13 protein-coding genes are annotated in these 14,277 nt (G+C 64.3%); 6 read left to right on the top strand and 7 right to left on the bottom strand.

Translation table 11 applies throughout. The annotated features are described in order from the left end of the window. Window positions 1-49: 49 nt before the first annotated feature. Both ACCC94_RS01330 and ACCC94_RS01325 read left to right on the top strand, forming a co-directional pair. A complete protein-coding gene (locus ACCC94_RS01330) occupies window positions 50-949 on the top strand; it encodes a GlxA family transcriptional regulator (RefSeq protein ID WP_413347729.1) in 900 nt (299 codons plus the stop codon). 103 nt (window positions 950-1,052) lie between these two features. Then, complete coding sequence (locus tag ACCC94_RS01325) at window positions 1,053-2,018, top strand: hypothetical protein (protein WP_413347689.1); 966 nt, start codon at window positions 1,053-1,055, stop codon at window positions 2,016-2,018. Window positions 2,019-2,179: 161 nt separating this feature from the next. Here the strand turns inward: ACCC94_RS01325 and zapE are convergent, their stop codons facing one another. The 3 genes from zapE to ACCC94_RS01310 all read right to left on the bottom strand — a co-directional run bounded on the left by zapE (window position 2,180) and on the right by ACCC94_RS01310 (window position 5,396). Then, window positions 2,180-3,274 (bottom strand): cell division protein ZapE, encoded by a 1,095-nt coding sequence (zapE, locus tag ACCC94_RS01320; protein WP_413347688.1) that lies wholly within the window; start codon window positions 3,272-3,274, stop codon window positions 2,180-2,182. A gap of 94 nt (window positions 3,275-3,368) precedes the next feature. Continuing rightward, window positions 3,369-4,709, bottom strand: coding sequence for a tryptophan--tRNA ligase (locus ACCC94_RS01315; protein ID WP_413347687.1), 1,341 nt, complete (start codon window positions 4,707-4,709; stop codon window positions 3,369-3,371). Between the two features lie 60 nt (window positions 4,710-4,769). After that, entirely contained in the window at window positions 4,770-5,396 is a 627-nt protein-coding gene (locus ACCC94_RS01310; RefSeq protein ID WP_413347686.1) for an alpha/beta hydrolase, read from the bottom strand. A gap of 139 nt (window positions 5,397-5,535) precedes the next feature. Between ACCC94_RS01310 and ACCC94_RS01305 the strand changes: the two genes are divergently transcribed. Next, on the top strand, window positions 5,536-5,976 hold the full coding sequence (locus tag ACCC94_RS01305; RefSeq protein ID WP_413347685.1) for a YhcB family protein: 441 nt from the start codon (window positions 5,536-5,538) through the stop codon (window positions 5,974-5,976). A 148-nt stretch (window positions 5,977-6,124) separates the two neighbouring features. Further along, window positions 6,125-6,601: an REP-associated tyrosine transposase gene (locus ACCC94_RS01300; RefSeq protein WP_413347684.1), complete on the top strand. Its 477-nt coding sequence runs from the start codon at window positions 6,125-6,127 to the stop codon at window positions 6,599-6,601. A 95-nt stretch (window positions 6,602-6,696) separates the two neighbouring features. On the opposite strand, the gene cysN is transcribed toward ACCC94_RS01300, so the two are convergent. Both cysN and cysD read right to left on the bottom strand, forming a co-directional pair. Then, a complete protein-coding gene (cysN, locus tag ACCC94_RS01295; protein ID WP_413347683.1) occupies window positions 6,697-8,598 on the bottom strand; it encodes a sulfate adenylyltransferase subunit CysN in 1,902 nt (633 codons plus the stop codon). 12 nt (window positions 8,599-8,610) lie between these two features. Next, window positions 8,611-9,528 (bottom strand): sulfate adenylyltransferase subunit CysD, encoded by a 918-nt coding sequence (gene cysD, locus ACCC94_RS01290; protein WP_413347682.1) that lies wholly within the window; start codon window positions 9,526-9,528, stop codon window positions 8,611-8,613. Between the two features lie 336 nt (window positions 9,529-9,864). Here cysD and mltB point away from each other — a divergent pair, with 336 nt between their 5' ends. After that, entirely contained in the window at window positions 9,865-10,962 is a 1,098-nt protein-coding gene (gene mltB / locus ACCC94_RS01285; protein WP_413347681.1) for a lytic murein transglycosylase B, read from the top strand. 166 nt (window positions 10,963-11,128) lie between these two features. On the opposite strand, the gene ACCC94_RS01280 is transcribed toward mltB, so the two are convergent. Beyond that, window positions 11,129-11,887 carry a Nif3-like dinuclear metal center hexameric protein gene (locus tag ACCC94_RS01280; RefSeq protein ID WP_413347680.1) on the bottom strand — a complete coding sequence of 253 codons (759 nt, stop codon included), beginning with the start codon at window positions 11,885-11,887 and terminating at the stop codon, window positions 11,129-11,131. Between the two features lie 113 nt (window positions 11,888-12,000). On the opposite strand from ACCC94_RS01280, the gene algW reads away from it, so the two are divergent. After that, window positions 12,001-13,149, top strand: a complete 1,149-nt coding sequence (algW, locus tag ACCC94_RS01275) for a Do family serine endopeptidase AlgW (protein WP_017518134.1) — start codon at window positions 12,001-12,003, stop codon at window positions 13,147-13,149. 69 nt (window positions 13,150-13,218) lie between these two features. On the opposite strand, the gene hisC is transcribed toward algW, so the two are convergent. Beyond that, on the bottom strand, window positions 13,219-14,274 hold the full coding sequence (gene hisC / locus ACCC94_RS01270; RefSeq protein ID WP_413347679.1) for a histidinol-phosphate transaminase: 1,056 nt from the start codon (window positions 14,272-14,274) through the stop codon (window positions 13,219-13,221). Between the last annotated feature and the right edge of the window lie 3 nt (window positions 14,275-14,277).

The raw sequence follows: 14,277 nt of genomic DNA, 5'->3' as shown, positions 1-14,277 counted from the left end.
CCATGGCGTGTTCGGCTCCACCCTGATGCAGGCCAAGGACTTCTTCCACATGGCCGCCCTGCGCCATGGCCGCCAGCAAGGCCTCGGCCTGCAGCCCAGCTTCGAGACCCGCATCGTCAGCCCCGACGGCCATCCGGTCATGACCTTCAGCGGCGACCTCCTGCCGGTGCACGGCGCCCTGGACGAGCCGGAGCTGGTCATCCTCCCCGCCTTCTGGGGCAACTTCGACGAACTGCTGACCCTCTACCCGCAGGTGATGCCCTGGCTGCGCGAACGCCATGCCGCCGGCTGCGTGCTGTGCGGCGAGGTTTCGGGAGTGTTCTGGCTGGCCGAGGCCGGCCTGCTGGATGGCAAGGAAGCGACCACCTACTGGCGCTTCTTCCGCGAATTCGCCGAGCGCTACCCCAGGGTGCTGCTCAACCAGGACAAGCACATCGCCGACGCCGACAACATCTACAGCGCCAGCGGCCTGACCTCGGTGCGCGACCTGTACATCTACCTGATCGAGCACTTCTGCGGCGCCGCCGTGGCCCAAGGCGTGGCCCGCGACATCCTCTACGAAGTACAGCGCACTTACACGCCGGGCCGACTGGGCTTCGGCGGCCAGAAGCTGCACCACGACCCGGCGATCCTGCAGATCCAGCACTGGCTGGAAGAACACTTCTGCGACAAGTTCCGCTTCGAGGACGTGGCCCGCGAGCACGGCATGAGCATCCGCAACTTCATGCGGCGCTTCCAGGCGGCCACCGGCGACAAGCCGCTGCACTACCTGCAGCGCTTGCGCATCGAGACCGCCCGCAACCTGCTGTCGACCAGCCGCAAGAGCATCAAGACCATCAGCTACGAAGTCGGCTACGACGACGCCAGCTTCTTCGCACGCCTGTTCAGACAGCACACTGGGCTGTCACCGAATCATTACCGGCGCCAATACGAACAGAAGGAAGCCTGAAACAGGCCATCCCTAGGATGGGTTCGCGGGCCCGGAGTGCGCCCTATGATCAGTTGGCTCTCTCAAGAGCAGACCGACAACAAGAACCCAACGGGATATCGCCATGCGCCGCTTTCTGCTTGCCTTGCTGGCCGTCTTCAGCCTGAACGCTGTGGCGGACGACACCTGGAAACCCTTCCCCCACGACCAGAGCGCCTTCGACTACAGCGGCGACAAGCTGCGTGAAGCCTGGCCGCGCCTGACCCGTGGCTTCGGCGCCAACTACCCCTTCCCCGATGCGGACTGGGTGGTGAGCATGGCCACGAAGCATCCCGACGCCCTGGAGAAGACCGTCACCGCCGGCAGCGGTTTCAGCGGCAAGCCGGAGGAAGCACAGGTCTACGCCGAGAAACTGCAGGACGTGTGGCGCAAGGTGTTCCGCGGCGACTTCGCCCAGGCCAGAAAGGACGGCCTGGCGCTGGGCGTCGGCGGACAGGTGCCGGGCATGTTCGCCCAGGTGCTCTACGCCATGTTCCTGGCGCCGAACCAGGACGAGAAGCAGCGCCTGCTGGAGGAAGTGATCAGCTACACCGACGAGGCCGGCCCGCTGCTCAACGCCGACCCCATTGCCCAGTTTGGCCGCGCCTACGCCAAGGCCCGCCTGGCCGAGGACCTGCCGGTGCCGGTGGTGCTCAAGCGCGGCTACACCAGCGATATCCCCAAGGAGCTGGACGCCCTGCTGGCCCAGCAGCCGAACCAGCCGTTCGCCCTGGCGCTCTACGGCGGCTATGAGGCCGGCGTGATCCGCAAGGTCGGCAAGCTGGTAGGCAAGATGACCTACGGGGTCAGCGCGGACAAGATGGAACAGTACTTCGCCCGCTCCTTCCGCGCAGCGGATGACCTGCCCATTGGCCACTATGAATACGCCAACGCGCTGAACTATGTATACGGCGAGGACGAAGAGCAGAAGGCGTTGGAGCAGTTGAAGAAAGCCGTGGCGATCAAGCCGATCAATGCCATGGAGGCGCTGGAAGTCGCCCATGCCCAGCAATTGCTGAAGAAGGCGCAGCAGGAGATGGCGCAGCGCTGATCCTTAAGGGCCCACCGAACCGCCTTCATGTAGGAGCGAGCTTGCTCGCGAACCGCCCAGCCCCTGAGTCGCCGGTGAAATGTTCGCGAGCAAGCTCGCTCCTACGAAGAGCCCAAACGAAAAAGGCTGCCCAAGGGCAGCCTTTTTCATTCACCAGACCATCAGGGACGGTGCGGGCGGCTCAGGTACTCGTGGGACTGCATTTCCAGCAGGCGGCTCAGGGTGCGCTGGAATTCGAACTCCAGGCGGCCACCGGTATAAAGGTCCTTGAGTTCGACCTCGGCGGAGAGGATCAGCTTGACGTTGCGGTCGTAGAACTCGTCCACCAGGTTGATGAAGCGGCGGGCCATGTCGTCCTTGGCCACGTTCATCTGCTCGACGTTGGAGATCAGGATGGCGTGGAAGATCTTCGCCAGTTCGATGTAGTCGTTCTGGCTGCGCGGGCCGTCGCACAGCTCGCGGAATTCGAACCAGGCCACGTCGTCGCAGGTGATGCGGGCACGGATCTCGCGATTCTCGATCATCAGCGCGTCGTCGCGGGTAGCCGCGGCGCACTCCGGGGTCAGCGCCTTGAAGTCCCGGGTCATGGCCTGTTCGGCCTGCTCGGACAGTGGCCAGTGGTAAAGCTCGGCCTGTTCCAGGGCGCGCAGGCGGTAGTCCACGCCGCTGTCGACGTTGACCACCTCGGTGTACTGCTTGACCAGGGCGATCGCCGGCAGGAAGCGCGCGCGCTGCAGGCCGTCCTTGTACAGGCCGTCCGGCACGATGTTGGAGGTCGCCACCAGGCTGACGCCGTTCTTGAACAGCTCTTCCAGCAGGGTCGCGAGGATCATCGCGTCGGTGATGTCGGAGACGAAGAATTCGTCGAAGCAGATCACCCGGGCCTCGTCGGCGAAACGCTTGCCGATGATGGTCAGCGGGTTCTTCTCGCCCTTGAGGGTCTTCATTTCCTCGTGGACGCGCTTCATGAAGCGGTGGAAGTGCGTGCGCATCTTCTGCTTGAAGGGCAGCGCTTCGAAGAAGGTATCCACCAGGTAGGTCTTGCCGCGGCCGACGCCGCCCCAGAAGTATAGGCCCTTCACCGGCTCCTGGGACTTCTTGCCCAGCAGCTTGCCGAACAGGCCGGTCTTGCCCTTGTCGGCAGCGACCAGGTCGTCGTAGAGGCGTTGCAGGTGCTTCACGGCGTTCGCTTGGGCGGCGTCGTGGAAGAAATCGGGGCGTTTGAGGTCTTCCTGGTAGCGCTGAAGAGGCGTCATGATCGGTAGCAAGGCAACGAAAACGGGGGCGCACACTTTAGCCGCGCCCCCGTTGCTTGGCAATTGGCCGGTAGTCGGACCGGCCTGCCAACCCTCACTCCTGCGGAGCGAGGGCCTCGCGCAGACGCTGCATGGCAGCGTCACGCTCCGCGTCGGTGGAGAATTCCGGGCTGTACGCCACGGCCTCGCCATCCACGCGCACGCTGAAGGCGTTCAGCTCGGCGCGCAGGTCCAGCTCCTCGGATTGCAGACGCTTGGTCACCTGGCCGGCGGCCTTGCCGTCAGCGAAGGCGATGGACAGCAGCAGTTGCTCGCCAGCGGCATCCAGCAGGCGGAAGCGGAAGCCGTCGTCCTCGCGGAAACTGACGAAACGCGCGGCCTTGGCGGCCTTCTTCTTGCCCTCGCTGGCCACTTGCACCTGCTCGCGGAACGAGCGCAGGCCGACGGCCTCGCGCAGCTCGCCGAGGAACGGAGTAGCAATGCGACGGGCCTTGGCGGCGCCGGCGAGGAGGATGTCCTCCAGATCGGCCGGGCGGGTGATCAGTGCGTGGTAGCGCTCGCGCGCCTCGCCCAGCTCGTTGTCGAGCAGTTCGAACAGGCGCTGCTTGGCTTCGCCCCAGGCCAGGCCGCCGAGCAGCTCGGCGCGGAAGGCGGCCTCCTGCTCGCGGGTGGAGAACGCCTGGTACAGGGTGAACAGGTGCGAGTTGTCCGGGTCCTTCGGCTCGCCCGGCGCGCGGGAGTCGGTGACGATGCGCGCGACGGCGTCCTTGAGCTGCTTGGCGCTGCCGAACAGCGGGATGGTGTTGTCGTAGCTCTTGGACATCTTGCGACCGTCCAGGCCCGGCAGGGTCGCCACGTCTTCCTCGATCACCACCTCGGGCAGGGTGAACAGCTCCTTGCCGTTGCCGAACAGGTGGTTGAAGCGCTGGCCGATGTCGCGGGCCATCTCCACGTGCTGGATCTGGTCGCGGCCCACCGGCACCTTGTGCGCGTTGAACATCAGGATGTCCGCGGCCATCAGCACCGGGTAGCTGTACAGGCCCATGGTAACGCCAGCGTCCGGGTCTTCGCCGGCCTCGACGTTCTTGTCCACCGAGGCCTTGTAGGCGTGTGCGCGATTGAGCAGACCCTTGGCGCTGACGCAGGTGAGCAGCCAGGTCAGTTCGGGGATTTCCGGAATATCGGACTGGCGATAGAAGGTCGCCTTGTCAGCATCCAGGCCGCAGGCCAGCCAGGTGGCGGCGATTTCCAGGCGCGAACGCTGGATGCGCGCCGGGTCGTCGCACTTGATCAGCGCGTGGTAGTCGGCCAGGAAATAGAAGGAATCTGCCTGCGGATCGCGGCTGGCAACGATGGCCGGGCGAATGGCGCCGGCGTAGTTGCCCAGGTGCGGAGTACCGGTGGTGGTGATGCCGGTCAGGATACGGGTCGTCATGGGAATCCAGGAATCAACACAAATGAAATGGCGGGCCGGATGGTAACGCGGCTCGGCGGCCTAGGCGAGCCGGGCCTGTATCAGGTCCTTGAGCTCGATCAGCTTGCCGTGGAAGAAATGGCTGCACTCGGGAATGCGGATCAGTTCGTGGGGTTTGCTCAGCTCGGCGCTCCAGGCGTACACGCGCTCGGGAATGACCACTTCGTCGGCTTCCGGCTGGATCACGGTCAGCGGGCAGCGCTGGGGCAGGTCGACGTCGAAGCGCTCCACCGGCGGCGCCAGCATGAACAGTTGCGCCAGCTCGGCGCCCTCCTCTTCCATACGCTCGGCGGCATTGCCGGCCACGCAGGAGCCAAAGGAAAAGCCCATCAGCGTCAGCGGCAACCCCGGATACTGCTCGGCGAGCCAGCGCGCAGCGGCCAGCGCGTCGTCGATCTCACCGCGACCTTCGGCATAACTGCCGGCGCTCTGACCCACGCCACGAAAATTGAAACGCAGGGTGGCGTATCCTGCATCCCGTGCGGCGCGTTGCAGAGTGGCGACCACCTTGTTCTGCATGGTGCCGGCGAACAGCGGGTGCGGATGGCAGATCAGCGCGACGCCCTTGGCGTCGGGTGTGGCGAGATGCAGGGCTTCCAGCTGGCCTTCGGGGCCGTCGAGGAACAGGGGGATTTCGCGGGTGGTCAAACAACAGCTCCGTGACCCCGTGGCGGGTCGTCTCGTCTAGCTCAATACCTGCGCAGGCGGCGAAGCGTTCGCCACGGTATACAAGCACAGGTGCAAGCCGCTAACGTAAAGCAAAGCCGTCTATAGAGGAAGGATTCGCGTGGAACAGTCCCTCACCACCTGGTTGCTGCCGCTTCTCGCCCTGATCGTCGGGGCCGGCATCGGCTTTCTGATCGCCCGCCTTCTGCCCAACGCCGCGCCGAACAAGCTGCAGCGTCAGGTGGACGACATGCAGGATCGTTTCGATAGCTACCAGCGCGAAGTGGTGACCCACTTCAGCACCTCCGCCAGCCTGATGAAGAAGCTCACCCAGAGCTATCAGGATGTGCAGGAACACCTGTCCGAAGGCGCCGAGCGCCTGGCCCTGGACGAACAGACCAAGCAGCGCCTGCTGGCCGCCCTGCACGCCGACGAATACCCCGAACGCCGCGAGCGCCTGACCCCGCCGGCGAACAACGAAGTACCGAAGGACTACGCGCCCAAGCCCAGCGAAGGGCCGGGCACGCTGGATGAGACGTACGGGCTGAAGAGCAAGTACTGAGGTCTCCGCACCATGAAAAAGCCCCGCCTCGGCGGGGCTTTTTCATGCGCAGCGATTACGAACCTGCCCACGCACGCACCGGACGCAGGGCTCTTCGTAGGAGCGGACTCCGTCCGCGATAGTCATCACTCCGCAGGAGTGATGACACATGAAACGAGAGAGAACTACCTGGCAGGCAGGCCACAAGGCCCTACGCAAAGGCAGGAATTCGATTGCAGGCGAAATCTACTTGCTGACTGCCACAACGCAGAACAGGACCACCTTGTTTTCGAACTTCCATTTGGCGTGCGCTATCGCTCGATGTTTTGAAATGAATCTGACCCTTGGAAATAACTGTCTGCTGGCCTGGGTGCTGATGCCGGACCATGCGCATTGGCTACTGCAACTGGGTAGCGGCGAAAGGCTGGAAACCAGCGTTGGACGCTTGAAGGCGGTCAGCTCGCGCCACCTCAATAGGTTGTACGGCAGAAGCGGGGCAATCTGGGCATCAGCATTCCACGATCACGCCTTGCGCAGCGAAGACGAATTGCTACCAACAGCACGGTACATAATTGCCAATCCAATACGAGCCGGACTAGTGACGCGCGTAGGTGATTATCCCTTCTGGAATTCTGTGTGGCTGTGATTAATCGCGGACGGAGTCCGCTCCTACGAGAGCTTGAACCTCCGCAGCAAGAAAAAGCCCCGCAAGTGCGGGGCTTTTTCGTCAGCGCTGGGCGATCAGATCGCGCCGCGCTGGCGGAGCAGGTCGAGGACGGCCTTGACGCCCTCTTCCACCGACTGGCTCTGGGTGTCGATCACCAGGTCGGCATCCAGCGGCACGTCGAAGGGGAAGGACTCGCCCGGGATGTTGTCCTGGCCGGCGGCGTACAGGCCCTGTGGGTCACGCTCGCGGCAGACCTGCGGGGAAGCCTGGACGTAGACGGTGATCAGGCGTTCGGCGCCGATCAGCGACTTGGCGCGCTCGCGGCCTTCGGCGCTCGGGGCGACGAAGGCGCACAGGCTGATCAGGCCGGCTTCATTGAACTGCTTGGCGACATGCGCGGTGCGCAGCCAGTTCTCGGTGCGGCCGGCGCGATCCTGCGGCAGGCCCTTGTTCAGGTCATGACGCAGGTTCTGGCCGTCCAGCACATAGACCGCGCGGCCCATGTCGAACAGCTTGCGCTCCACCGCGTAGGCCAGGGTGCTCTTGCCAGCGCCGGAGAGGCCACTGAACAGCACGGTAGCCGGCTGCTGACCGAAGCGGGCAGCACGCTCCTCGCGAGCTACGTGGGCATTCGCACCGTGATGGGTGCTGGTGCCATGGCTCGATTGCGGGGCGGCGATGATCATGCCGGCACCGACAGTGCCATTGGTCAGGCGGTCGATAACGATGAAGGCGCCAGTGGTGCGGTTCTGGTCGTAGCCATCCAGCGCGATCGGCGCATCCAGGCTGACCTTCACGCGGGCGATTTCATTGAGCTTGAGTTCGCTGGCGGGCGCCTCTTCCAGGGTGTTCACGTCCACCTTGTGGGTGATGCTCGGAATCGAGCCCGGCACGTAGCTGGTGGCGCGCTTGATGTCGTACTTCTTGCCCGGCAGCATCGGCTCTTCGGCCATCCACACCAGCATGGCGTCGAAGCCATCGGTTACCTGCGGACGATTGTCGGCGTGCACCAGCATGTCGCCGCGGGAGACGTCGATCTCGTCTTCCAGGGTCAGGGTAATGGCCTGGCCCGGGCCGGCCTGCTCCAGTTCGCCTTCGTAGGTGACGATGGACTTGACCTTGCTGCCCTTGCCCGACGGCAGGGCCACGACTTCGTCGCCCTTGCGCACGACGCCGCTGGCCAGGGTGCCGGCGAAACCACGGAAGTTCAGGTTCGGGCGGTTGACGTACTGCACCGGGAAGCGCATGTCGTCGAGGTTGCGGTCGCCCGCGACCTCGACGGTCTCGAGGATTTCCATCAGCGACTGGCCGGTGTACCACGGCGAGCGCTCGGACTTGTTGACCACGTTGTCGCCCTTCAGGGCCGACATGGGCACGAAGTGCAGGGAGTTGGTCTTGAGGTGGATCTTGTCGGCGAACTGCAGGTAGTCGGCCTTGATCTGCTCGAAGACGCCCTCGTCGAAACCCTTGAGGTCCATCTTGTTGATGGCGACGACGATGTGCTTGATGCCCAGCAGCGAGGCGATGAAGCTGTGCCGGCGGGTCTGGGTCTGCACGCCGTAGCGGGCGTCGATCAGGATGATGGCCAGGTCGCAGGTGGACGCGCCGGTGGCCATGTTGCGGGTGTACTGCTCATGGCCGGGGGTGTCGGCGATGATGAACTTGCGCTTGGCGGTGCTGAAGTAGCGGTAAGCCACGTCGATGGTGATGCCCTGCTCGCGCTCGGCCTGCAGGCCGTCGACCAGCAGCGCCAGGTCGACGTCTTCGCCGGTGGTGCCGACTTTCTTCGAGTCGCGGGTGATGGCCTCGAGGTGGTCCTCGTAGATCATCTTGGAGTCGTGCAGCAGGCGCCCGATCAGGGTGCTCTTGCCGTCGTCGACGTTGCCGCAGGTGAGGAAGCGCAGCAGTTCCTTGCGCTCGTGCTGGGCCAGGTAGGCGAGGATGTCCTCGCTGATCAGATCGGATTGATGCGACATGGTGCGAGAACCTTAGAAGTAGCCCTGACGTTTCTTTTCTTCCATCGAGCCGGCGGCGTCGTGGTCGATGACCCGGCCCTGGCGTTCGGAAGTCCGCGTCAGCAGCATTTCCTGGATGATTTCCGGCAGCGAGGTAGCGGTGGACTCCACCGCGCCGGTCAGCGGGTAGCAGCCCAGGGTACGGAAACGCACCATCTTCTTCTGGATGCTGGCCTTCTGCTCGGGCGTGAGGTGCTCGAGGATGCGCTCGTCGTCGATCATGATCAGCGAGCCGTTCATCTCGATGACTTCGCGCTCGGCGGCGAAGTACAGCGGCACGATCGGGATCTGCTCCAGGTAGATGTATTGCCAGATGTCCAGCTCGGTCCAGTTCGACAGCGGGAAGACGCGGATCGACTCGCCCTTCTTCACCTTGCCGTTGTAGACGTTCCACAGCTCCGGACGCTGATTCTTCGGGTCCCAGCGGTGCTTGCTGTCACGGAAGGAGTAGACGCGCTCCTTGGCGCGGGACTTCTCTTCGTCGCGGCGGGCGCCACCGAAGGCGGCGTCGAAGCCGTGCTTGTCGAGGGCCTGTTTCAGGCCTTCGGTCTTCATGATGTCGGTGTGCTTGGCGCTACCGTGAGTGAAGGGGTTGATGTCCTGCGCCACGCCATCAGGGTTGATGTGGGTGATCAGGTCCAGGCCCAGTTCCTCGACCATCTTGGTGCGGAACTTGTACATCTCCTGGAATTTCCAGCGGGTGTCGACATGCATCACCGGGAACGGCAGCTTGCCGGGGAAGAAAGCCTTGCGCGCGAGGTGGAGCATCACCGCGCTGTCCTTGCCGATCGAGTACAGCATCACCGGGTTGTCGAACTCGGCGGCGACCTCGCGGATGATGTGGATGCTCTCGGCCTCCAGCTGTTTCAGATGCGTCAGTTTGTCGACCATGGCTACTCACGGAATTGCTTATGGACGGCCGGCGGGCCGTAGACGAGCGCGCACTCTATCACAGCGCAAGGCTCTAACCGGGAGGCGGGTTATACCGAAAAAATATACCGATATAGCCATACGCGCTCAGTGCGAAAAGCGCTTCGTGACCGCCTTTGAAGGGACTTGATCGAGGCACTGCAACGAGACGTAGCAAAGCTTCAAATGCTATCTCGGAATCACCCTCGGGACTTTTCCTGCAACAGAGTCAGCGGCTTCTACGATACGCTCCCGGCTTGTGCCCGGCCGGCACTGCGCTAGCATAGCGGCACGTTTTCCTGTCCCCAGAAGATTCCCATGCGCCGCATCGCTTTCGCCCTGCCTCTGCTTGTCCTCCTCTCCGCGTGCAGCAGCAAACCCACCCCCGCTCCGCAACCGGCCCAGAAACCGAAGACACCGACGCTCATCACGCCCAGCGCCCACCCGGCGTTCGGCTCCGTGCAGCCGATCACCCCGCTGCGCGGCGACTTTGCCGGCAACGCCAGCGCCCAGCGCTTCATCGACCGCATGGTGAGCCAGCACAACTTCAACCGCCAGGACCTGCAGGACCTGTTCGCCCAGACCCGCGAGCTGGACTGGGTGATCCGCCTGATGGACCGCCAGGCGCCGACCTACACCCCGCCCAGCGGCCCGAACGGTGCCTGGCTGCGTTACCGGAAGAAATTCCTCACGCCGGACAACGTGGCGAAGGGCGTGCAGTTCTGGGACCAGTACGAAGCCGATCTGCAACGCGCCTCGCGCACCTATGGTGTGCCGCCGGAAATCATCGTCGGCATCATCGGCGTGGAAACCCGCTGGGGCCGCGTGATGGGCAAGACGCGGATCATCGACGCGCTCGCCACCCTCTCCTTCTCCTACCCGCGCCGCGCCGAGTTCTTCAGCGGCGAGCTTGAGCAATTCCTCCTGCAGGCGCGCAAGGAAGGCGACAATCCGCTGGAGATGCGCGGCTCCTACGCCGGCGCCATGGGCTACGGGCAGTTCATGCCCTCCTCCTTCACAAAATACGCGGTGGACTTCGACGGCGACGGTCACCGCGACCTGTGGAACCCGCGCGATGCCATCGGCAGCGTGGCCAACTACTTCAAGCAGCACGGCTGGGTCACCGGCGATGCGGTGGCCATCCCGGCCATGGGCCAGGCCCGCTCGCTGGAAGACGGCTTCAAGACCCAGTACCCGATCAGCGTGCTGGCCAACGCCGGGTTGCGTCCGCAGGGTTCGCTGGGCAATCACCAGAGCGCCAGCCTGCTGCGCCTGGACATGGGCAATACCTACCAGTACTGGTACGGCCTGCCCAACTTCTACGTGATCACCCGCTACAACCACAGCACCCACTACGCCATGGCCGTCTGGGAACTGGGCAAGGCGGTCGACCGCCAGCGCCACGGCTACCGCTGAGGTGCGAACGAAAAAGCCGGCTCAGTGAGCCGGCTTTTTCATTGCCGTAAGAGTCGGCCCCAGGATCGATCTTCACCTGTAGGAGCGAGCTTACTCGCGAACAGCCTCAGGCACAGGGCCAGGGTTCGCGAGCAAGCTCGCTCCTACAAAGAAACCAGCCGAAGTATCAGGCCGGATTCGGGCAATCGATGAACAGGTGCTCGATGGCGAAGCGCTTGGCCAGGTAATCCCCCAGTGCCTGCACGCCGTAGCGCTCGGTGGCGTGGTGGCCGGCGGCGATGAAGCTGATGCCGTTCTCCCGCGCGCTGTGCACGGTCTGCTCGGAAACCTCGCCTGTCAGGTATGCATCGACGCCCGCGGCAATGGCCTGATCGATGTAACCCTGCGCGCCGCCGGTGCACCAGGCGATACGGCGGATCGGCTGCCCGCCATCCACCAGCAACGGCTCGCGGCCCAGCACGTCGCGCACGTGGATAGCCAGGTCGCTCGGCAGCAGGGGTTCGGCCAGTGAGCCGAGCAGCACGATGGAGCGCGGGTTGCCCGGCTCCAGCGGCCCCTCGATCTCGAAACCGAGCTGGCGGCCCAACTGCACGTTGTTGCCCACCTCGCCGTGCAGATCCAGCGGCAGGTGATAGGCCAGCAGGCTGATGTCGTGGTTCAGCAGGGTCTTCAGGCGACGCTGCTTCATGCCCACCACGCGGGCGTCCTCGCCCTTCCAGAAATAACCGTGGTGCACCAGGACCACATCGGCGTCCGCCTCCACCGCGGCATCGAGCAGCGCCTGGCTGGCCGTGACGCCGGAAACGATGCGGCGTACCTGCGGGCGGCCCTCGACCTGCAGGCCGTTGGGGCAGTAATCCTGGATCTTCGCCGCGTCGAGGAAACGGTCCGCTTCCTCTACCAGCGTGCTCAGTGCGATAGCCATCGAAATTCCTCCAAACACGGCCACGAGCGTCTATTTTCTTGGCTCGCCGCCCGTATAATGGCCGCCACCCTATCGGCCATCCCCCGGCCAAGCAACCCCAAGGATTTTCTTCGATGCTGAAGGCCCTGCGATTCCTCGGCTGGCCCGTGCTGGTTGGCGTCCTGTTGGCGCTACTGATCATCCAGCATAACCCGCAATGGGTCGGTCTTCCGCAGCAGGAAGTGCACCTGCAACAGGCTCCGCTGCTCAGCCGCATCCAGCAGGGCCCGGTCAGCTACGCCGACGCCGTGACCCGCTCCTCGCCGGCCGTGGCCAACCTGTACACCACCAAGATGGTCAGCAAGCCGAATAACTCGATGCTCGACGACCCGCTGTTCCGGCGCTTCTTCGGCGATAACCTGCCACAGCAGAAGCGCATGGAGTCGAGCCTGGGTTCGGCGGTGATCATGAGCCCCGAAGGCTACCTGCTGACCAACAACCACGTGACCTCCGGTGCCGACCAGATAGTCGTGGCCCTGCGCGACGGCCGCGAGACCATCGCCCGCCTGGTGGGCAGCGACCCCGAGACCGACCTCGCGGTGCTGAAGATCGACCTCAAGGACCTGCCCTCGATCATGCTCGGCCGCTCCGACGGCATCCGCACCGGCGACGTCTGCCTGGCGATCGGCAACCCCTTCGGTGTCGGCCAGACCGTGACCATGGGCATCATCAGCGCCACCGGGCGCAACCAGCTGGGCCTGAACACCTACGAAGACTTCATCCAGACCGACGCGGCGATCAACCCGGGCAACTCGGGCGGCGCGCTGGTGGACGCCAACGGCAACCTGATCGGCATCAACACGGCGATCTTCTCCAAGTCCGGCGGCTCCCAGGGCATCGGCTTCGCCATCCCGACCAAGCTGGCGCTGGAGGTCATGCAGTCGATCATCGAGCACGGCCAGGTGATCCGCGGCTGGCTCGGCGTCGAGGTACAACCGCTGACGCCGGAGCTGGCCGAATCCTTCGACCTCAAGGACAAGGCCGGCATCGTCGTCGCCGGTGTCTACCGCGACGGCCCCGCCGCCAAGGGCGGCCTGCTGCCGGGCGACATCATCCTGAACATCGATGGCGAGGCCGCCAGCGATGGCCGCCGCTCGATGAACCAGGTGGCGCGCACCAAGCCGGGCGAGAAGATCACCATCGAAGTGCTGCGCAACGGCAAGCCGGTGACGCTCAACGCCGAGGTCGGCCTGCGCCCGCCGCCCGCGCCCAACGGCAATTGATGCCTCGCTCTTTTCCAACACAATGAAAAACGGCGCCCGAGGGCGCCGTTTTCCTTTGCTACGATAGCCTTACAGCTTCAGCCGCAGGGCATCGATCAGGGCCTGGTTCTGCTCCTCGGTGCCAATGCTGATGCGCAGGAACTGGTTGATCCGCTGCTGCTTGAAGTGACGCACGATCACGCCCTCCTCACGCAGCGCCGCCGCCAGTTCGGCGCCGTCACGCTGCGGGTGGCGGGCGAAGATGAAGTTCGCCGCCGACGGCAGTACGTCGAAGCCCAGGGTCTTGAGCTCGGCCACCAGCTTCTCGCGGCTGTGGATAACCGCGTTGCAGGTCTGCTCGAAGTAGGCCTGGTCCTCGAAGGACGCCACCGCTCCGGCCAGGGCCAGGCGATCCAGCGGATAGGAGTTGAAGCTGTTCTTCACCCGCTCCAGCGCTTCGATCAGGTCTTCATGACCAACCGCAAAGCCGACCCGCAGGCCCGCCAGCGAACGGGACTTGGACAGGGTCTGCGCCACCAGCAGGTTCGGGTAGCGGTTGACCAGGGAAATCGCCGTCTCGCCACCGAAATCGACGTAGGCCTCATCCACCAGCACCACGCTGTCCGGGCTCGACTGCAGCAGGCGCTCGATGGCCTCGAGCGGCAGCAGGCAACCGGTCGGCGCATTGGGGTTGGGGAAGATGATGCCGCCGTTCGGGCGCGCGTAGTCCTCCACCCGAATCTGGAACTGCTCGTCCAGCGGCAGCGCCTCGAAGTCGATGCCGTACAGGCCGCAATAAACCGGGTAGAAGCTGTAGGTCACGTCGGGGAACAGCAGCGGCTTGCCGTGCTGGAACAGCGCGTGGAAGGCATGGGCCAGGACTTCGTCCGAGCCGTTGCCGACGAAGACCTGGGAGGTCTTCACGCCATGGTACTCGGCGATAGTCTGCTTCAGGCGGTCGGCGTTCGGGTCCGGGTACAGGCGCAGCGTGTCGTTCAGCTCGGCCTGAATCGCGGCGACCACCTTCGGCGACGGGCCGTAGGGATTCTCGTTGGTGTTCAGCTTGACCAGCCTGGCCAGCTTCGGCTGCTCACCCGGAACGTAGGGCACCAGGTCCTTGACAAAGGGACTCCAGAATTTGCTCATCGG

Source organism: Pseudomonas sp. Pseusp97, from assembly GCF_047304025.1.
Lineage (GTDB): Bacteria > Pseudomonadota > Gammaproteobacteria > Pseudomonadales > Pseudomonadaceae > Pseudomonas.
This window is presented reverse-complemented; position numbering and strand designations above follow the sequence as displayed.